General features: G+C 64.8%; 14 protein-coding genes. 13 read left to right on the forward strand and 1 reads right to left on the reverse strand.

The window, feature by feature from the left end; all coding sequences use genetic code 11:
- Window positions 1-28: 28 nt before the first annotated feature.
- The 6 genes from H6678_06670 (at window position 29) to H6678_06695 (ending at window position 9,526) form a co-directional block, all read left to right on the forward strand.
- Window positions 29-1,912: an erythromycin esterase family protein gene (locus H6678_06670; protein ID MCB9473475.1), complete on the forward strand. Its 1,884-nt coding sequence runs from the start codon at window positions 29-31 to the stop codon at window positions 1,910-1,912.
- Window positions 1,913-2,071: 159 nt separating this feature from the next.
- Window positions 2,072-2,983: an ATP-binding cassette domain-containing protein gene (locus tag H6678_06675; protein MCB9473476.1), complete on the forward strand. Its 912-nt coding sequence runs from the start codon at window positions 2,072-2,074 to the stop codon at window positions 2,981-2,983.
- Window positions 2,980-6,495 carry a hypothetical protein gene (locus tag H6678_06680; protein ID MCB9473477.1) on the forward strand — a complete coding sequence of 1,172 codons (3,516 nt, stop codon included), beginning with the start codon at window positions 2,980-2,982 and terminating at the stop codon, window positions 6,493-6,495. The genes H6678_06675 and H6678_06680 overlap by 4 nt, the downstream gene beginning before the upstream one ends.
- Before the next feature lie 171 nt (window positions 6,496-6,666).
- Window positions 6,667-7,182, forward strand: coding sequence for an ATP-dependent zinc protease (locus H6678_06685; GenBank protein MCB9473478.1), 516 nt, complete (start codon window positions 6,667-6,669; stop codon window positions 7,180-7,182).
- Window positions 7,182-8,426 carry a RimK family alpha-L-glutamate ligase gene (locus H6678_06690; protein MCB9473479.1) on the forward strand — a complete coding sequence of 415 codons (1,245 nt, stop codon included), beginning with the start codon at window positions 7,182-7,184 and terminating at the stop codon, window positions 8,424-8,426. Before H6678_06685 ends, H6678_06690 begins: the two co-directional genes overlap by 1 nt.
- A 2-nt stretch (window positions 8,427-8,428) precedes the next feature.
- Entirely contained in the window at window positions 8,429-9,526 is a 1,098-nt protein-coding gene (locus H6678_06695) for a succinylglutamate desuccinylase/aspartoacylase family protein (protein ID MCB9473480.1), read from the forward strand.
- 98 nt (window positions 9,527-9,624) lie between these two features.
- On the opposite strand, the gene H6678_06700 is transcribed toward H6678_06695, so the two are convergent.
- Window positions 9,625-11,739 (reverse strand): hypothetical protein, encoded by a 2,115-nt coding sequence (locus H6678_06700; protein ID MCB9473481.1) that lies wholly within the window; start codon window positions 11,737-11,739, stop codon window positions 9,625-9,627.
- A 93-nt stretch (window positions 11,740-11,832) separates the two neighbouring features.
- Here H6678_06700 and H6678_06705 point away from each other — a divergent pair, with 93 nt between their 5' ends.
- The 7 genes from H6678_06705 to H6678_06735 all read left to right on the forward strand — a co-directional run bounded on the left by H6678_06705 (window position 11,833) and on the right by H6678_06735 (window position 19,767).
- Window positions 11,833-13,176 (forward strand): hypothetical protein, encoded by a 1,344-nt coding sequence (locus tag H6678_06705; GenBank protein MCB9473482.1) that lies wholly within the window; start codon window positions 11,833-11,835, stop codon window positions 13,174-13,176.
- Complete coding sequence (locus H6678_06710; protein ID MCB9473483.1) at window positions 13,173-14,675, forward strand: NapC/NirT family cytochrome c; 1,503 nt, start codon at window positions 13,173-13,175, stop codon at window positions 14,673-14,675. Before H6678_06705 ends, H6678_06710 begins: the two co-directional genes overlap by 4 nt.
- 31 nt (window positions 14,676-14,706) lie before the next feature.
- Entirely contained in the window at window positions 14,707-15,696 is a 990-nt protein-coding gene (locus tag H6678_06715; GenBank protein MCB9473484.1) for a GNAT family acetyltransferase, read from the forward strand.
- A gap of 170 nt (window positions 15,697-15,866) precedes the next feature.
- Window positions 15,867-16,448 carry an NfeD family protein gene (locus tag H6678_06720; protein MCB9473485.1) on the forward strand — a complete coding sequence of 194 codons (582 nt, stop codon included), beginning with the start codon at window positions 15,867-15,869 and terminating at the stop codon, window positions 16,446-16,448.
- 28 nt (window positions 16,449-16,476) lie between these two features.
- A complete protein-coding gene (locus tag H6678_06725; protein MCB9473486.1) occupies window positions 16,477-18,027 on the forward strand; it encodes a flotillin family protein in 1,551 nt (516 codons plus the stop codon).
- 35 nt (window positions 18,028-18,062) lie between these two features.
- Complete coding sequence (locus tag H6678_06730; protein MCB9473487.1) at window positions 18,063-18,539, forward strand: tryptophan-rich sensory protein; 477 nt, start codon at window positions 18,063-18,065, stop codon at window positions 18,537-18,539.
- A 211-nt stretch (window positions 18,540-18,750) separates the two neighbouring features.
- Window positions 18,751-19,767, forward strand: coding sequence for an integron integrase (locus tag H6678_06735; GenBank protein MCB9473488.1), 1,017 nt, complete (start codon window positions 18,751-18,753; stop codon window positions 19,765-19,767).
- Window positions 19,768-20,108: the final 341 nt, after the last annotated feature.

Here is a 20,108-nt window from a genome sequence, read left to right on the forward strand (position 1 = left end):
CATCGATGGCAGCACACAAGGAGACTCCATGAGCTTTCGCCTGCCCCGCGCATCACGCAAGTCCCTGGCCAGCTGTTGGGGAGTGCTGTTCCTGCTGCTGTGTCTGCCGGCCGGGCTGCTGGCCCAGCGTCCGCTGAACCTGGATTTCGAACTGCCGGGCGCCGCCGGTCCCGGGCGACCCTGGGGCTGGAGCACGGGCTGGTCGGCCTTCGGTCAGGACACGGGTGAAACCTTCGCGCTGGATTCTCTGATCGTGCATGAGGGTCGGTTTTCCTTGCGTGTCTTCCAGTCCGACAGCTGTTCAGGGGAGCCGCAAGCGCTGCTGCTGCAATTGCCTGCCGACTTCGCCCGCGGGCACCAGCTGTCCCTGACCGCCTGGCTCAGGACCGAGGATGTTCGCGGCACGGCCCAGCTGAATCTGGAAGGCTGGAAGCCGATGCAGGTGGCATTCGTGGATTCGGTGGCCATCGTCGGGTCGCCCGATTCACCGCGGAGCTCCGACTGGACTCGGTTCAAGCTGAGCCTCGGGGTGCCCGACGATCCCGAACTGCATTCGATCGCCCTCACCGTGGCCCTGAGCGGGCCGGGACGGGTCTGGTTCGACGGACTGGCTCTGAGTGTGGACGGACGGCCCATGGACGCGCTGCCCACCGGGGGCGATCCTCCGGATGCCGCCCAGCTCGCATGGCTTGCCGGATACAGTCAGGTGCTGGACTCCGTGGACCCTGCAGCCGACGCCAGCGATCTGGCCCTGTTCCGGGCGATGGTGGACGATGCCCGGCTGGTGGGACTGGGCGAATCGACCCACGGCACCCGCGAGTTCTTTCGCCTGAAACACCGGCTGCTGCGTTTTCTGGTCATGGAAGCGGGCTTTCGTGCCTTTGCCATCGAAGCCAACCAGGCGGCCGTGGAACAGGTGAACGACTGGATCCAGGGCGGCCCGGGGCGTGCGGAAGACGTGATGCGCACCCTGTTCAAGGTCTGGAACACCGAAGAAGTTCGCGCACTGGTGCAGTGGCTGCGCGACTGGAATCTGCAGCATCCGGGGGACAGCGTGCGGTTTCTGGGCTACGACATGCAGGACAACCGGGTCCCCGCCGATTCGCTGCGCGCCTTCCTGGCAGAGCATGATCCAGGTCTGATGCCCGATGCGGAGCGCCTGCTGGGAGAGTTTGTCACACAGCCCGGTAGCTTCACTCCCGATGTGGCCGACAGCACGCGCGCCCGCTGGTATGACCAGACTCGCGCGCTTTGTGCACTGCTGGATTCAAGGGCAAGCGACTGGCTGGGCGAGGCACGCACAGGGCACGACAGTCTGCGGGTGGCCTGGGCACTCCAGAATGCCAGCCTGCTCAGTCAGGCCGCCCGCTTGAACGCGAGCCTGTACTCGCCCGACCGTGATTCGCTGATGGCCGCCAATCTGGACTGGGCGCTGCGCGTGCTGGTGCCCGGACGGCGCACGGTGATCTGGGCCCATGACATGCACATCAGCCGCGGGGGAGATCCGTCACTCAGTTTCAATGCGGGCGCCCAGATGGGGGCCGAACTGGACCGGCGACACGGGGCCGACTATCGCGCCTTCAGCTTGCTGACCTGGCAGGGCTGGTACAGCGCCACGCGCAGCATGAGTGATCACCGGATGGTGCGCGCGCGTGCCTTGCCCGCCCCCGCCGGTAGCGCCGAGAGCGTGTTGCATGAGCTGCCCGCCTGCGCCGCGGGCATCGGCTGTCTGGTGGACCTGCGACCCGCCCGGCAGGAGGCCGGCGGCGCCTGGCTGCGCCAGCCGCGTCCCCTGCGCAGCATCGGCTATGCGGCCTGGGACTGGGGCTTCGAGCTGCAGGCCGTGCTGCCCCTCGAGTTCGACGGAGTCTTTCTGATCACCGATTCCAGCGCGTCGCACATGTTGCGCTGATGGTGCTTCGCGGCTCCGGGGCAGATCGGTCGACACGGGTTGCAGGCTCCGGTGAGCACCGGCCCGGGCAGACGCTTCCGCACAGTGGGCCGGAAACCTGATACCGGCTTGAGGGTCGAAGAGCCGTTCACCCCCTCACACAGCGCAACGAGGCCAGCCATGCTCAGAATCCAGAACCTGGTGAAGGTCTATCCAGGACCCGTTACCGCCCTCTCCGGCATCGACCTGGATCTCCCCCGGGGGCTCTTCGGCCTGCTGGGGCCCAACGGTTCGGGCAAGACCACCCTGATGAGCATCCTGGCCGGTCTGCTGGCCCCCACCGATGGCCGGATTTTCTGGCAAGGACAGGATGTGACCCAGCATCCCGAGCGGCTCTGGCCCCTGCTGGGTTATCTGCCCCAGGACTTTGGCTTCTACCCCGAACTCAGTGGCCGGGCCATGCTGGCTTACCTCTTGCGGCTCAAGGGCGTGTCCGCTCCAGGCGGATTGAACCGCCTCTGTGATGCACTGCTCGAGCGGGTCAACCTTTCCGCGGCCGCGCATCGACGGGTGGGTGACTGGTCAGGCGGGATGCGCCAGCGGCTGGGAATCGCCCAGGCCATCGCGGGCGAACCGGATCTGCTGGTCGTCGATGAACCCACCGTGGGTCTGGATCCCGAGGAGCGCCTGCGTTTCCAGCGCCTGCTGGCGGAACTGGCCAACGAGCGGGTCGTGTTGCTCTCGACACATCTGGTGGAGGATGTGGCCCATCTTTGTCCGCGCGTTGCCGTGATCCGCGCGGGTCGGCTGTTGGCCAACACCACTCCCCAGGAAGCCTGCCGGGCCCTGGACGGTCTTGTTCACACCGGATTTGTGGATGAAGAACGCCTGGAGCAGTTGACCCGAACGTCCCGGGTGACCCAGACCAGGCTGCAGGAAGGTCGCATCCAGGTGCGCCTGTATTGCCCTGAGGGAACTGGGCCCCAGGGGTTCAGGCCCGTGGATGCCACTCTCGAAGACGCCTATCTGGTAATGACCCGTTCCACATCCAACCAGATCTCACGTCCCACCCGCAGCACGGAACAAGCATGAGCCGTCGAGTGCTGGCGGTGGTCATGCAGGTGTCACGGCTCCAGCTGCGCAGCCCCCTGCTCTGGGGTCTGCTCGGGCTCTGCCTGCTGGCGGTGGTCTTCGTCAACCCGGCCGCCATGGTGCCCACTGGCAAGCTGGGAGTCGCTGGACTGCGCCCCACGGGAAACTCGGTCTACGCCCTGGCCCAGACCTTTTCGCTCAGTGGCATGCTGTTCTACACCTTCCTGGTCTCCTTGATCGCGGGCCGTGCCGCGCTCCGGGACAGCGAGGTGGGCATCGAGCCACTGCTGCACAGCACTCCGCTGCGACCCGGGGAATACCTGCTTGGCACACTCGCGGGTGTGCTGCTCGTGCTGGGCGGAGTGTTGCTGTTGCACGTGCTGGCGGCGATGGCCTGGATGCAGTTCGGTGCGCTGCTGGGCAGCACCAATGCGCTGGGACCTTTCCAGGCCGGAAACTACCTGCTGGCGGCTCTGTGTTTCACCGCGCCCGGTCTGCTGCTCTGCGCCTGTCTCTCCTTTGCCATCGGCGTGCACGCGCGCAACTCACTGGCGCTGTTTCCCCTGCCGGTCGCCTTGATTTTCCTGTCCATGGCCGGCTTGCTGCCCGCTTCCTCGGAGGGGGGAGCCTGGCTCTCGCGGATCTTTGCGGCCTTCGACATCTACGGCACACGCTGGCTGAAGCAGACCTTCTTTGCCAGCGACCGGGGGCTGGCCTTCTACAACACGGCCGATCTGGAGCTGGATCGGGCCTTCCTGCTGAATCGCGGCACAATCGTGTGCGTGTCACTGCTGGCCATGCTGTGCGCCCTGTACAGCCTGCGCGCCCGCCTGAAAGGTGCTGGCTCCAGCGTTCGAACTGCGGCTGGGAGCGACGCGGATGCACAGACCGGTCCATCTCTCGTTCCCCTTGCCAGGCTGGGCATGGAAACCCGGCCTCCTGGCGTGTGTGGCTCGCTCCTGTCGGTGGCCCGGATCGAATTTCTGCGTCTTGTGCGTCATCCGGGGATCTGGCTCTTCCTGTTGCTGGCGGTCCTGCTGGTCGGCGAGCACGCGTCCACCGTGCAGGGAGTGTTCGGGTCCCGCGTGATCCACCGCGCGGGCAGTCTGGCCGTCGGACTGCTGGGCACTGTGGCGATCCTGGGCTGCCTGCTGCTGCTGTTCGTGGTGGTGGACAGTCTGGATCGCCCGCAGCGTACGGGGTTGTTTCCGTTGCAACCCACGGCTCCATCGTCCAGGGTGGCGCAGTTGCTGGGCAGTCAGCTGGCAGGCGCCGGAATTCTGTTGCTGCTGCTGCTGGCAATGACAGTCGCCGGGGTATGTGTTCTGCTGTCCCGGGCCGATGCGGCGATAGAGGTCGGACCCTTCGTCTGGGTCTGGTCAGGTGTGCTGGTCCCCACCTTCGCGTTCTGGATCGCTTTCATTGCACTGGCTCACACCCTTGTGCGCAGCAAGGCAGCCACCCTGCTGGTGGCTCTGCTGCTTCTGGCGACAACCTTCGTGCTTGCATTGATGCAACGCCTGGACTGGTTGGGCAACTGGCTGCTGCTGGGCAGTCTGCGCTGGAGTGATCCCGGCTTTCTCGAGCTGCATGGCCGCGCATTGTTGCTCAACAGAATCTGGATCCTCAGTCTGGCCTTTGCCCTGCAGGCGATTGCGCTGCGAGTCGTGTCCCGCCGCAGGCCGGACCGGCTTGGCAGTCCCTTGCGCTCAGCCCCGGGCAGGGCCTGGCGACTGTTGCCGCTCTGCCTGCCGCCGCTGTTGGCTGGATCCTGGCTCTTCCTCGAGTTGCGGGCGGGCTTCCAGCATGCATCGGTGGACGAGGCCTGGGCACGCTACGACACCCGCAATCACGTGCGCTGGAGCAAGGAGGCGCCACCTGGAATCACCCATCTGGATCTGGCACTCGATCTGTATCCCGACCTGCATCGGATGCGCGTGCGCGGTGAGGTCACACTTGTATCCACAGGCCAGGACAGTCTCTGGTATCTGCCCTTCACGGTGGGGCTGGCCTTTGATTCCCTCGAGTTCACAGTCAATGACCAGGCGGCGCGGGCTGAAGATCGAAACGGACTGCGTCTGATCAGGCTCAAGCAGGCACTGGCTCCCGGTGACAGCCTGCGCGCAGGTTTTCGATTCGTGACCTCTGTGCCTGCCGGGATCACGCGCAATGGGGGAGCCGTCTCGAGTTTCATTCTGCCCTCTGCCGTGATGCTGGGAAACGGCGGGCCGGAATTCCTGCCGGTGCCCGGCTTCATGCCTGACCGGGCACCGGAGTACGTTGAAGGCAGTGAGCTGGAAGATCTGCCGCCCGGTTACTGGAACGCGGAGCTGCCACCACTGGCTGGCCCGAGCAGACCGTTCACCACCCGTCTTGAACTCAGTCTGCCCGAGGGGCTGCAGGTCTGCGCCACCGGTCAGCCCACGACACGCTGGTCGGAGCAGGGGCGCAGCCATTCGATCTGGGAAAGTCGGGCCCCAGTGCGTGCTCTCTGTGTCGTGGCGGGCGTCTGGGAAACACACGAGGGTGACGGTGTCACGCTGTACCACAACCGCGAGCACGCGCGCAACGTGGAGGGCATGCTGCGCACGCTGGAGTCGGGCCGGGAGCTGTATTCGGAATGGTTTGGCGAACTGCCCTGGCCCGATGTCCGGCTCTGCGAGTATCCCGATCATGTCAGCCGCGCCCAGGGTTTTCCCGGGCTGATCGCCTTCAGCGAAGGCATGGGCTTTCATGCTGTGGCTGATTCGGCCGGTATCTTCCCGGCTGCCGTGGTGGCCCACGAATTGGCGCACCAGTGGTGGGGCAACCTGCTGATGCCCGGACGTGGTCCCGGGGCCGATGTGCTCATAGAGGGCATGGCCAACTACTGCACGCTGCTGGCGCTGGAGCACGAGCTGGGGGACGCGGCCCGCGTGCGTTACGCTCTCGAACTGGAAACGCGCTACGCCCGGGATCGTCGGCGCGACCTGGAACGCCCGCTGGTGGACTCCACGCTGGGGCCCCGGGCCAGTGAGCTGACCGTGGTGTACGACAAGGGAGCCTGGGCCTTCTGGATGCTGCAACAGGAACTGGGCCGCGACCACATGCGCGCGGGTTTGCGAGCATTCATCGACAGCTTCAGGGACTCCCCGGACCACCCGGTGCTTCAGGACCTGTTTGCCGTGCTGGTGGCGGATGCCCCCGATCCGGAGCGTTTGCGCGAGCGCTGGCGCGTCTGGTTCGAACGGGTCGAACTGCCCGAGTTCCAGCTGGAGGCAGTCCGTCTCGACCAGGATGGAGCGGACTGGTTGCTGCAGGCTGTCGTGCGCAATCTGGGCAGCGGGTCCCCGACCGTCGACCTGGCGATGGAGGGCGATGGGCAGGAGCAGCGCCTGCGGCTGGAACTGGCCGAAGGTGATTCTTGCACGGTGCGAACGCGGTTGCCCTTCCAGCCCACCCGACTTGTGTTGGATCCCGATGCACATGTGCTGCAGCTCAATCGGGAGCGGGCCCAACACACGCTGCTCTGATCCGGGCAAGGCACCCAGATCCGGAGTCCGGCTTTCCGTACCGGACCTGCTGCGCACTGTTCGGCCGTGTGGAAGTTTGTTACCGTGAGGGGCGACCGATTCCCGGAATGTGCGGACCGTCCGGGCAATCCGTGGACGTCGTCCAGCCATGACGCAAGCAAGGGAGAGCCCATGGCCCGAATCCGCAGCAAGAGCCTTAGTGTGATCGGCTGGCGCGAATGGCTGGCCCTGCCGGATCTGGGGGTGGGGGCGATCAAGGCCAAGGTGGACACGGGAGCCCGTTCGTCCTCACTGCATGCCTTCGACCTGCAGGTCTTCGAGCGGGAAGGTGCGTCCTGGGTGCGCTTTGAAATCCACCCCGCCCAGCGCAGCAAGGACCGTGCGATTGAAGTGGAAGTCCCGGTCCTCGAGTTCCGTCGCGTGCGCAGTTCCAGCGGCAAGGCCGAGCGGAGGCCCGTGATCAAGACCACGGTCGAACTGCTGGGCTTGCGCTGGCCCATCGAGCTGACCCTGGCCAGCCGCGACAAGATGGGGTTCCGCATGCTGCTGGGACGTGAGGCGATCCGCGGACACCTGCTGGTGGATGCGGGCCGCTCCTTCCTGTGTGGCGGAACCAATGGCAGACGTGGAAAACGTACCGCTCCGGACACGGCCAGCGGACACCCGGAACCCGGCAAGGAGATCTGATGAAACTGGGCATACTGTCCTGCAGCCCGGGGTGTTACAGCACCCGTCGCCTGCGGGAAGCGGCCATCCAGCGCGGACACGAAGCCCGCGTGCTGGACACGCTGAAATTCGCCATCGAGCTGCAGCAGGGCGAACCCGACCTGTTCTATCGCCAGAAACACCTTGCCCACTATGACGCGGTGCTGCCGCGCATCGGGGCCTCCATCACCTATTTCGGGACCGCCGTGGTGCGCCAGTTCGAGCAGATGGACGTCTACTGCGCCAATACCTCGGCCAGCATCGCCACCTCGCGGGACAAGCTGCGCAGCCTGCAGATCCTCAGTCGGCACCGCATCGGCATTCCACGTACCACCTTCGTGCGCGACAAGAAGGATGTGCTGCCGGCCATCGAGCGGGTGGGCGGCGCGCCCGTGATCATCAAGCTGCTGGAAGGCACCCAGGGCATTGGCGTGCTGCTGGCCGAGTCGGTCAAGTCGGCCGAGGCGATCATCGAACTGCTCCAGAGCCAGCGCCAGAACGTGCTGATCCAGAAGTTCGTCGCGGAAAGCAAGGGCCGCGATGTGCGTGCCTTCGTGGTGGGCGACCGGGTGGTCGCGGCCATGCGGAGGGTGGCCCAGGGTCAGGAATTCCGCAGCAACGTGCACCGGGGCGGCCTCACCGAGAAGGTCGAACTGAATGAGGTCTACCGTGAGACGGCCGTGCGCGCGGCCCAGATCATGGGACTGCGGGTGGCCGGAGTGGACCTGCTGGAGAGCCTGGATGGCCCGCAGGTGATGGAAGTGAATTCCTCGCCGGGTCTGGAAGGCATCGAGCGCTGCACCCAGCTGGATGTGGCCGGCGCGGTGGTGGACTACATCGCGGCCCAGGTGGATTTTCCCGAGATTGATCTGCGCCAGCGGCTGACGGTCAGCCGCGGTTTCGGCGTGGCCGAGATCCACATTCCCGAAGGATCGGAATATGTGGGCCAGCCCATCGGCGAATCGGGGCTGCGCGACAAGGATGTGTCGGTGCTGACTCTCTATCGTGGCACCCACGTGATTCCCAGTCCGCGCATGCAGCGCGTGCTGGAGGCCGGCGACCGGCTGCTCTGTTTCGGCAAGCTGGAACTGATGCGCGACCTGATTCCGGCGCGCACACGGCGCAAGCGCGCACAGCAGGTTCGCCAACTGCCCGATCTGCCCGTGGCCGACGAAGTCCACCGCGAACCGGACAGCCCGGCCGATGCGACACGGGCGAGGAGCTGAGCATGGAATCTCGCGAGCGCCGACCGATTGACGACTGGCTGGGCGAGCCCATTGCGGCGGGCGAGACCCATGATGTGATGCTTCCCGTGAGCGAAAGCACCAGCGGCGGAGCGGTGAACGTGCCGATCCAGATCCGGCGGGCCCACGAACCCGGACCGGTGGTCTTCATCACGGCGGCGTTGCACGGCGACGAGATCAACGGCACGGGAGCCGTGCGCCAGCTGATCCGTGACCCGGACTTCCGTCTGACGCGCGGGGCCGTGATTCTGGTGCCCGTGCTGAACCTGCTGGCCTTCGAGCGCCACTCGCGCTACCTGCCCGATCGTCGTGACCTGAACCGCTGTTTTCCCGGCAGTGCCGGGGGCAGTCTGGCCAGCCGGATGGCGCACACCATCTTCCAGCACATCGTCACACGCAGCGATTTCGGGATAGACCTGCATACCGCGGCCGCGCGCCGCACCAACTATCCCAACGTGCGTGGCGATCTGGCCGACCCGCGCGTGCGACAACTTGCCGAGTCCTTCGGCAGCGAGTTCATCCTCAACGGCAAGGGGCCGGCCGGTGGTCTGCGCCGGGCCGCCGTGAAGGCCGGTTGCCCCACGATCATCATGGAGGGGGGCGAAGTCTGCAAGGTCGAGCCGGCGATCGTGGAATCGGCCACCCGTGGCATCCGCAATGTGTTGCGCAGCCTGGGAATGCTCGCAGGAGCCATTCAGCGCCCCGCCTATCAGGTGATCATCGAGAAGTCGATCTGGATTCGCGCCGAGAAGGGCGGCTTCATGACCTTTCACATCAAACCCGGCGACATCGTGGAGCAGGGGCAGGCCCTGGCGACCAATACCACCCTGCTGGGGGAGCAGCGCAGCGTGTTGCACGCCCCCTTCAACGGCGTGGTGATCGGCATGACCAGCCTGCCCGCGATCAGCCCCGGTGAACCGCTCTGCAATCTGGGCAAACTGCCCGCGGGCTGCGATCCCGCCGAACTGCGCCGCCTGCGCCACGAAGAGCACGGCCTGGGCCAGCGCCTGAGCGAGCAGCTCGCTTCCAATGTGCTGGTGGTCGGCCCCGGCCGGGCACCCGGCGCATCCCACTCCGACTGACGCCACTCCCGGGGCCACGTCAGCAGCCGGAATCTCCAGAAAAAGCGCGAGCGGGGCATGCCCCGCTCGTGCGTGATCCGCTCATCGTCGGTCGCGCCTCAGGGGCGGCGGCGTTCCGGGTCATGGAAGAAGCGATAGCGCCACAGAGCTTCGTCACCATGGCAGGCGGCACAATTGGTGTCTTCGCTGCGGTGCGCGATCAATCCCGCGCTCTCCAGATGAGGATTGTGGCAACTGAGGCAGCTGATCTCGGCAGGCACGGCCGTGTCCCCCGTTGACTGGGTCTGAATCAGCTGCACGTCGGGATGGGCCCAGGCGCCCGGCACACGCTGCCCGGCATCCAGATCGGAGTGGCAGGCCAGACAGGCCCGGTTGCTGGTGGTCCAGGAGGCGTTCTTCCATTCAAGATCGCCCTTGGGCCAGGGGGAGCGGGCCAGGATCTGTCCGGTTTCGCGTACAGCGGCCGCGGGCCTCATCAGGCCTTCCTGGGCGGCATTGTGCGGAGTATGACAGCCAATGCAGGCGCTTCCACCCGCTGGTGCCACCGCCTTGTGGGCACCGCGTGCCACGGGGGCCTGCTGCTGATGGCAACCCAGACAGAGACCACCCTCGCGATTGTCCACCCGCAGGAAGCTGCTGCTCTCGTCCCCGTCGCTGCCCGCGTGCCAGGCCAGATCGGAGGGGCTCCAGCGGTGAGGATCGTGGCAGGACACACAGGCCAGGCGTGCCTCGGCCTGATGGCTGGGCATGCGGGACCCGGGGCGAACGGTACCGGTGGTCATGGTCGAGCGGTCGAGGGCCGTGCCGATGGGGTGACTGAACTCACCCACGGAGGTCGGGCCGGGCAAGCCATCGTGAGCCAGACTGGCCGACCCGCTGGCACCATGGCAGGAGAGGCAAAGACCCGCATCGGTTCCGGCAGAACCCCGGACGCTGAGCGCGAAGGGCTGGCCACCATGGGTGATATGGCACACCGCGCAGTCGCTGCTTGCGCCGCGCGGAGCCTGTTCGATCCGGGAACTCTGCAGTGTGCGCGACGCCGCCACGAAGGCCGGTTCCGCGGAACCATGATCACTTTGCAGCACGGCAGCCTGATCCTGGTGACAGGTGATGCAGAGGTCGGCGGCGGCAGGCCCTGCCTTGCGCTGGAAGGCGACGGCACCCGCATCGCTGGCCACGGGGCCCCGGTGCGGATCGTGGCAGGTGACACAGCCCACAGCATTGTTCGGCAGGGGCAACTTTCCTTTGGCTCCCTCGGGTGCCTTGACACCCAGCGGATGGCCCCACTCGTCGGGCAGGTGCTCGGCTGCCAGACCGTCCTGTCGATGACATTCGATGCAGCGCACGTCTTCGCCGGGGGCCAGGTCAGCCATCAGGGCCGTGCCGCCCCAGAGGTCCGCACCCTTGGCCCCATGCATGGTGTGACAGCCGATGCAGAGATCGCGCGTCTGGCCCTGGGCATCCATCCCGGCGCTCAGGTCGTGGGCACTGCCACCGAGGGAGGCCTGCTGGTCATGGCAGTTGAGACACAGGCTGGCCATGGGAGCGCGTTCCTGGATGCGGAGATGACCGGGGGCATGGAACTGATGACAGCTGAGGCATTCGACGCGTCCGGCGGTCTTCTCGGGAGCTCCGGGGACCGAGCGGCCCGATGCCAGTTCGGCGTGGATCGGATGGCTGGAGCCGCCACCGGAGTGGTCCTGGTGGCATTCAAGACAAAGCTGCGAACGGTCGATGGAACGACGCATGAAGGGCTCGAAGGCGTACTTGCGGCCCATGCGATGGTCGTGCGGCGTGTGACAGGTGCCGCAGTAGATCTCGCTGTTGTTGTCCAGACGCAGGCTCAGGCTGTCGGGGGCATCGTGCCAGACTTGCAGGTGCGGGTCGTCGGTCAGGTTCCCGAAGAGCGCCCGATCGTCGGCCACGTACCCGTCATGACAACTGAAGCACATGTCCTCGTTGCTGTTGCGCGCCTTGTAGCCATCGATGGTGACATCGTTGCGGGCGGGCGGCAGCAGGCCTTCCAGTTTCTGGTAGTCGTCGCCCCAGGTGATGTGGCAGATGACACATTCCTTGGAACGTTCATCGCGACGCACCACGGCCTGGGCAGGAAGACTGCCGAAAAAGAGGACAATCAGCATCAGGAAGCGTGCCCCGGTGGGGGCGACCCCCGCAAGATCATGCAGGGAGGAGTGTTCTTGTGTGGGGCGCATGAAGGATCTGGTTTTTCCTTATGAAGCAGGGGCTAAGGTTGTTAAACTATGTGTGCATTTCCAAGGCACGTGATCCATTATATGGAAAAGAACATGAAACTGATTCTGTGGATTCTCCTGCTGTTCCTGGGTCCCCTCCAGGCCTCTTCCGCCACCCAGAACACCACGGATGAGGCCATCAAGGGCAAGTGTCTTACTTGCCACAAGGAAAAGAGTCCCGGACTCTATCGGCAATGGTACGGTTCGCGCCATGCCATGCACAATGTCACCTGCTACGACTGCCATGCGGCGCGCAAGTCCGAAGCGGACGCCTTCCTGCATGAAGGGGCCTGGATCGCCACACTCGTCACGCCCAAGGATTGCGCCGGGTGTCATCAGGTCGAAGCCGAGGAGTTCGCCCGGTCATCCCACGCCATGGGCGCCGACATCCTTGACTCCGAGGAAGCCTGGCTGGGCTGGATGGTCGGAGGCGAGCCGGGCGCGGTGGCCGGTTGCGTGAACTGCCACGGGTCGAAGATCACCATCGATCCCGAATCGCCCAACAAGCTCTCGGCCAGCACCTGGCCCAATTCGGGCATCGGCCCCATCAACCCCGACGGCTCCCGCGGGTCGTGCAATTCCTGCCATTCCCGCCATTCCTTCTCCGCGGCCCAGGCCCGTCAGCCCGAAGTCTGCGGAAAGTGCCACGTGGGCACCAGCCATCCCCAGAAGGAGATCTACACCGACTCCAAACACGGGGCCGCCTATTACACCAACAAGGACAAGATGAACCTGGACAGCGACACCTGGGTCGTGGGCCAGGATTATGACGCCGCCCCCACCTGCGCCACCTGTCATCTTTCCGCCGCGGGCGGGCAGCCGCGCAGTCACGATCCCGGACGTCGCCTGAGCTGGGACCTGCAGGACGCCGTGTCCACGCACACCGAGAACTGGAAGAGCAAGCGCAGCGCCATGCGCGAGGTCTGCCGCGCATGCCATGGCGACATTCTGATCGACGGGCACTACCAGCGTCTGGACGGCATCGTGAACCTTTACAATCAGAAGTTCGCGATCCCCGCCTCACGCATCATGGGCAAGATAAACGCGAACCGCCCCAAGGGCGCCAACGCCTACACCCAGGATGTCGACTGGGCCTGGTGGGAGCTGACACACAACGGTGGTGCCCATGCCCGGTCGGGCGCGGCCATGCTCAGCCCCGATCACACCTGGTGGCAGGGCATGTACGAGACGGCCCAGGTATTCTATTCCCGGTTCATTCCGGCCGTGCGCGCCACGGGCAATGCCCAGGCCATCGCGCTGCTCGACAGCGTGTTGACTCACGACCCGCTGCATGCCTGGATGTCCGGTGATCCCGAGAAACTGCGCGGCAAGATCCTCGATGGCAGTGCCGCCCTGCCCTACATGGGATTCGACCAGCCGGAGGCACCCAAGCGGTGAAAATCTGGATCCGTCATTTTCTGCATGGTCTGTCCGTCGACCGACTTTCGCGTACCGGCATCATCCTCACCACGGCCGCCGTGGTCTCATTCGTGTTGCTCGAAGGGGCCACCGTGCTGGGCATGTTCCACAATGCCTATGCGGGGCTGGTGACCTACATGGCCCTGCCGGGCATGTTCATCCTGGGACTGATGCTGATTCCGCTGAGCTGGTTCCTGCAGATGCGCAAGCGCAAGCAGAGCCTCAAGGCGTTGCTCAAGGAGCGCTTCGCGGGCGAGGCCCTTGAATCCGGTCCCTTCGGTGCCCTGCTGATCCGCTCGCTGTTGCTGATGACCGTGCTCAACGTGGTCTTCATGACCTTCATGGGTACACAGGCCATCCACTACATGGATTCGGCCGAGTTCTGCGGTACCACCTGTCACACGATCATGGGTCCCGAGTGGGCAGCCTACCAGTACTCGCCCCACGCCCGGGTGGACTGTGTCAACTGCCACATCGGCGATGGCCTGGAAGCTCTGGTGCGCGCCAAGGTCAACGGGGCCTGGCAGGTGATCTCGATGACCTTCGGGGTCTACGAGCGCCCGATTCCCACTCCGGTCAAGAACCTGCGGCCCGCACGGGAAACCTGCGAGAAGTGTCACTGGCCCACTCTGTTCCATGGCAATCGCATCGCCAACTACACACACTACGATCAGGACTCGATCTCCACAGCCAGCTACACCACCCTGATGCTCAAGATCGGCTCGGGTGAAGTGGGCCAGGAGAGCGGCAGCCATTGGCATGTGGCCAAGTCCAACCACGTGACCTTCGCCAGCGTCAACGACGATGTCGAGGAGATTCTCTGGGTGGAGTCGCGGCAGCCCGACGGCTCGGTGCGTCGCTTCGTCAACCAGCGCATGGGCGCTGAAGAGAATGCGTCGGCCACCATCGTGCGCACCATGGACTGCATCGACTGTCACAACCGTGCGACACATGTCTTCGAGGATCCCTCCGATGCGGTGGATCTGCGCATGCGCTCCGGCCAGATCGACCGCACGCTGCCCTTTGCCAAGCGCACGGCCCTGGGAGCCCTGATGGGCAGCTATGGCGACCGCGAATCGGGCCACCGGGGCATTGACCAGCACATCCGTGCGACCTACGAACGCATGGACAGCACCCTGCTGGTCAGCCGTGCGGCGGCCATTGACAGCATGATTCTGGCCACCACCGCGATCTACGACCGCAACATCCATCCCGCGATGAACGTGCAGTGGGGCTCGTACCCCAACCACCTGGGACACCGCGACGGTGGCGGGTGTTTCCGCTGCCACAACCGTGACCTGGTGGACGAAGAGGGGCGCCAGATTTCCTACGACTGCACCCTGTGTCACTCGATTCTGGCCAATGACGAGGACCAGCCCTTCAAGTACCTCTCCACGCCCGAGGAGTACATGCCTCGGGCCACGCGCGAAATGCGTCGTTACCTGCGTGACGACTTCTGGGAAAGCGTGGAGAAGTAATCGGCCCGGGCCGCGATCCGGAAGCGAGCGGATGCCTGCATTCGACACTCTGATGCTTGAGAACGTGCGCCTGCGCCTTCGGCCCCTGCGAGCCGACGACGCCGAGGCGCTCTTCTCGCTCCATTCCGACCCGCGCGTGATGGAATACTGGAGCACGACACCCTGGACCTCGCTCGACAAGGCCCATGAGACGATTCGCGAAGACCAACGCGCCCTGCCCCTGGGCGAGCACCTTCGACTGGCCCTCGAACTGAAGAGCGCGCCCGGTCTGGTGGGCGTGTGCACCCTGTACAAGTTCTCGCTGCAGAGCCGGCGGGCCGAACTGGGCTACGCGCTCAGCCCGGCCCAACAGGGCAAGGGACTGATGCACGACGCACTGCGTCTGCTGCTGGATCACGCCTTCGGCACGCTCGGGCTCAACCGGGTGGAAGCCGACATCGATCCGCGCAATGCGGCTTCCCGCAACTGTCTGCTGAGGCTGGGATTCCGCGAGGAAGGCAGGCTGCGCGAGCGCTGGATCGTGGGGGGAGTCGTCTCGGACACCGGGCTCTACGGGCTGCTGGCCAGCGACTGGAAGGCCGCTGTCGAATCGCCTGAGCCGGCGATCGTGATCCGTGCGTTCCGCCATGCGGACACTGCCGCCCTGACCCGCCTCTGGTCGCAGACATTTACCGACGATCCTCCGCGCAATGAGCCCGGGCGCTTGATTGCCAGCAAACTGGCCCACGGCGATGAGCTGCTGCTGGTGGCGATTGAAGAAGGCCGTCTGAACGGTGCCATCATGGCCGGATGGGACGGGGTGCGGGGCTGGTTGTATCACCTGGCCGTCGCCCGCGACGCACGCCGCCGCGGCCTGGGGGGACGTCTGGTGCGCGAGGCCGAGTCCCGCCTGCTGGCCCTGGGCTGCACCAAGGTGAACCTTCAGGTACGCTCCTGCAATCGAGCAGTGGTGAGTTTCTATTGCAGCCTGGGCTACCGGGTGGAAGACCATGTCAGCATGGGCCGCGTTCTGGGGGATTGATCCCGGACGTGACACGAACGCAGCGCCTGAGTTCCTGCGCGCCGTGAAACACTGTCATGCGGCCCTTGTGCTGGTTTTCCGCCGGTCGATCCGCTACTTTCGTTTTCGCGTGAACCTGCGCCGGTTCGCCATGACACGAGTGTCCCGCGAGCGGGAAGAAAGGAACTGGAATGAGCGAAAGGCTGGCCGACTTCAACGGGCTTGAGCTGTTCTTTCTGGCCTGCGCGGTCATTGGCGGTTTCTTCGTGCTGGTCAAGCTGGTGCTGCAATTCATGGGCGGCGACAGCGACCTGGACAGCGCGGCCGATCCGGACTTCGGCATCGATGCCGACCACACCAATTCCGACGCGGGCTTCCGCGTGCTGTCGCTGCACGGACTGTCTTCCTTCTTCATGATGTTCGGGCTGGTGGGGCTGGCCTTCTCGCGTCAGAGCGGGGCAGGGCTGGGTATCACCATCGGCGGCTCAGTGCTGGCCGGTCTGGGCTCGGTCTGGATCATCGGCAAGCTCTTCCAGGGTGCCGGCAAGCTGCAGTCCAGTGGTACGCTGAATACCAAGGATGCGGTGGGCAGCGTGGGCACGGTCTATCTGGGCATTCCGGACTCCGGAGTGGGCCGTGTGACAATCAACTTTCGCAATCACCTGCGCGAATTCAACGCCATCTCGAGCGACATGCACGCACTGAAGACCGGCACGGCGATCCGTGTGGTCTCGGTGAAGGAGTCGATCCTGGTGGTGGAACCTCTCACCTGACGCCGGAGGGCTCATGTTCGATTATTGGATGCTTCCCATTGCCGCGTTCCTGGTCCTGATTGTCACGACCATCGTCTTTCTGGCGTCGCGCTACAAACGCTGCCCTTCCGACAAGATTCTCGTGGTATACGGCAAGGTGGGTGCCGGCCAGTCGGCCAACTGCATCCACGGCGGCGGCGCCTTCATCTGGCCGCTGATTCAGGACTATGCCTACATCAGCCTGACGCCCATGACCATCAGCATTCCGCTGCAGAAGGCGCTCTCGCTGCAGAACATCCGCATCAACGTGCCCTCGACCTTCACCGTGGGCATCAGCACCGAGCCGGAAGTGATGACCTCGGCCGCCGAGCGCCTGCTGCACCTGACTTCGATCCAGATCGAGGAAATGGCCAAGGAGATCATCTTCGGCCAGTTGCGTCTCACGGTGGCCTCGCTGACCATCGAGCAGATCAACCAGGACCGCGAGAGCTTTCTCGAGTCGGTGCGCAAGAATGTGTCACCCGAGCTGAACAAGATCGGTCTGACCCTGATCAACGTGAACATCACCGACATCACGGACGAGTCGGGCTACATCGACTCCATTGGCAAGAAGGCCGCCTCCGAGGCGATCAACCAGGCCAAGGTGGACGTGGCCGAACAGGAGAAACTGGGCGCCATCGGCGAGGCCGAAGCCACCCGGGTGAAGGTGATTCGCGTGGCCGAGAACGTGGCCGAGTCGGAGAAGGGCAAGAAGAAGGCCGAAGCCGACCAGCGTGTGTTCGTGCAGCAGCAGGAATCGGAAGCCACCATCGGCGAGGCGGCCGCCAACCGCGAAAAGGAAATCAAGGTTGCCGAAAATGTGGCTGAGTCGGCCAAGGGGCAGAAGAAGGCCGAGGCCGACCGCCGCGTGGTGGTGCAGCAGCAGGAAGCCCAGGCCGTGGACGGCGAGAACCGGGCCAAGGCCGACATCGCCGATGCCAATGCCGAGCTGGCCGTGAAACAGGCCATCGCCCTGCAGCGCGGCGAAGTGGCCCGCCGCGAGGCCGAGGTCGAAATCCAGAAGGCCCAGTACAAGGCCGAGCAGGAACGTCTCACGGCCGCCGAGGTGGTGCGTCAGGAGATTGACAAGCGCAAGGTCGAGATCGCGGCCGAGGCCGAAGCGGAGAAGACCCGGCGCGAGGCACGCGGCCAGGCAGACGCCATCCTGCTGAAGTACGAAGCCGAGGCCGAGGGCATCCGCAAGGTGCTGGAAAGCAAGGCCGCCGGTTACCTGAGCCTGGTCCAGGGCTGCAACGGCGACGCCAAGTCCGCGGCCACCCTGCTGATGACCGAGAAGATCGAGCAGATCGTCACACTGCAGGTGGAAGCGATCCGCAACATCAAGATCGACAAGGTCACGGTCTGGGATTCCGGCACCCATGGCGCGTCGGGTGAGTCCGGCGGCACCGCCACCTCCAACTTTCTTTCGGGCCTGATCAAGAGCCTGCCCCCGCTGCACGAGGTTGCGGGCATGGCCGGCATCGATCTGCCCAGGTATCTGGGCGAGATCCGTTCGGGCACGCAGGATGAAGGAGTGCGGGATACGCCGACAACTCCCTGATGGCCTGTGCGTGAGGGGGCGAAAGGAGGCCTGTGATGATTCCCCGCGGAGTGCTGGGTCTGCTGTTCTTTCTGGGTCTCACCTTCTGCGCGGCATGGGTTGGTGCACGCTTTCTTCCGGGGGAGTGGTACGCCGGTCTGCGCAAGCCGGTCTGGAATCCACCCGACTGGATCTTCGCCCCGGTCTGGACTCTGCTGTACACGCTGATGGCCGTATCGGCCTGGCTGGTCTGGCACCCCAAAGGCGCTCGGGCCGTGGCATTGGGGCTGGGACTGTACGTGCTGCAGTTGCTGTTTAACGCGATGTGGTCCTGGCTGTTCTTCGGTCTGCACCGCACGGGGCTGGCCCTGGCCGAGATCCTGCTGCTCTGGTGCTGCATCACGGCAATGGTCATCGTGTTCTGGAAACTCGACTGGCGTGCGGGCACACTGTTGTTGCCTTATCTGTTGTGGGTCAGTTTCGCCACGGTCCTCAACGCCACGCTCTGGTGGCTGAATCGTGCATCGACCTGAGATCCGCAGCAAGCGTTCGTGTCAGGAGTCGGCCAGCACGAGGCGTTGTCTTGGCAGAATGGATTTTTCGCTTGCACGACGGTGGCCTGTTTGGCACTCTGGCGTGTTGTTCTGGCTTGCGTGAACAGGGATCTCCGCCGTGACCTACTCCATGCCATCATCGTCAGCACCGGCCCGGGTCGCCGAGAACAGAGCGCCGACGCCGCGGTTGATGGAACGTGTCCACGCCGCCCTGCGGGCAAGGCATTACAGTCCCCGTACCGAGACCGCCTACGCACAGTGGATTCTGCGCTTCATCCGTTTCCATCAGAAGCGGCACCCAGCCACGATGGGTGTCACGGAAGTCAACGCCTTCCTCTCCTGGCTGGCGGTCAACCGGCAGGTCAGCGCATCCACCCAGACTCAGGCACTGTCGGCCCTGCTCTTTCTGTACCGACAGGTGCTTGAGCAACCCCTGAGTGAGCTGACTCTGGTACGGGCCAAGCGATCGCGGCGCATCCCGGTGGTGCTGACTCCCTTCGAGGTCGTCCGTGTGCTGCAGCAGCTGAGTGGTCCCCAGCAACTGGTGGCCAGCCTGCTCTACGGGTCCGGCCTGCGGCTGCTGGAATGCCTGCGCTTGCGAGTCAAGGATCTGGATCTTGAGCGCCGCGAGTTGACCGTGCGCGCGGGCAAGGGCGACAAGGACCGGGTGAGCATGATCCCCGAACGCCTGCTCACGCCGCTGCGACTCCAGCTGGAGCAGGCGCGGCGGCTGCACGACGAGGATCTGGCACTGGGCTGGGGGCAGGCTCCGCTCCCCGGCGCCCTGGCACACAAGTACCCCAACGCCAGCCGCGAGTGGGCCTGGCAATGGGTTTTCCCCCAGGAGAACCGCTGGCGTGACTCCCGGGGAACCGAAGGCCGCCACCACATGCATGAAACACTGATCCAGCGTGCCATGCACACGGCCGTGCGCAGTGCGGGCATTCGCAAGCACGCCACCTGTCACACTCTGCGCCACTCCTTCGCGACCCACCTGCTGGAAAGCGGCCAGGACATCCGCACGATCCAGGAACTGCTGGGTCACAAGGACCTGAAGACCACGATGATCTACACCCACGTCCTCAACCGCGGCGGCCGCGGCGTCACCAGCCCGCTGGACACCATGCCGCCCAACTCCCCGCGCGAACACCCTCCATCCCCCTGGCCGCCCAGCCCCGATCCCGATGCTGGCCAGGGGTTTCCATGATGCGACTGCCTCCGTACTTGGTGATTATCCAAGCTCCCTGACGCAGTTCTGGAAGGTTTGATGAAGACTGTCGAATTCAAAGTTAGGCTGAAAGATGAGAAGTCACTGGTCTGGATAGTGTGGCCCGCGGGCATCGCGTGTGCTGCGACTTGACGACTCCAGTCTCAGCATGCTTCGTGGTTGCTGGCACTTTCACTTCTGAACTTTCCTGGCTGTTCGAGATTCAGGGGCGATGATTCTGCTTGTCCGAAATCCTACAGAGCATTAGTATCACCGGTGTTCTTGGTTTGCTGATCGAAGCCTTGGAAAGTGTGGCACCTTTCATGGCCTGGACTTCGCAA

The organism is Candidatus Delongbacteria bacterium (genome assembly GCA_020634015.1).
Lineage (GTDB): Bacteria > CAIWAD01 > CAIWAD01 > CAIWAD01 > CAIWAD01 > JACKCN01.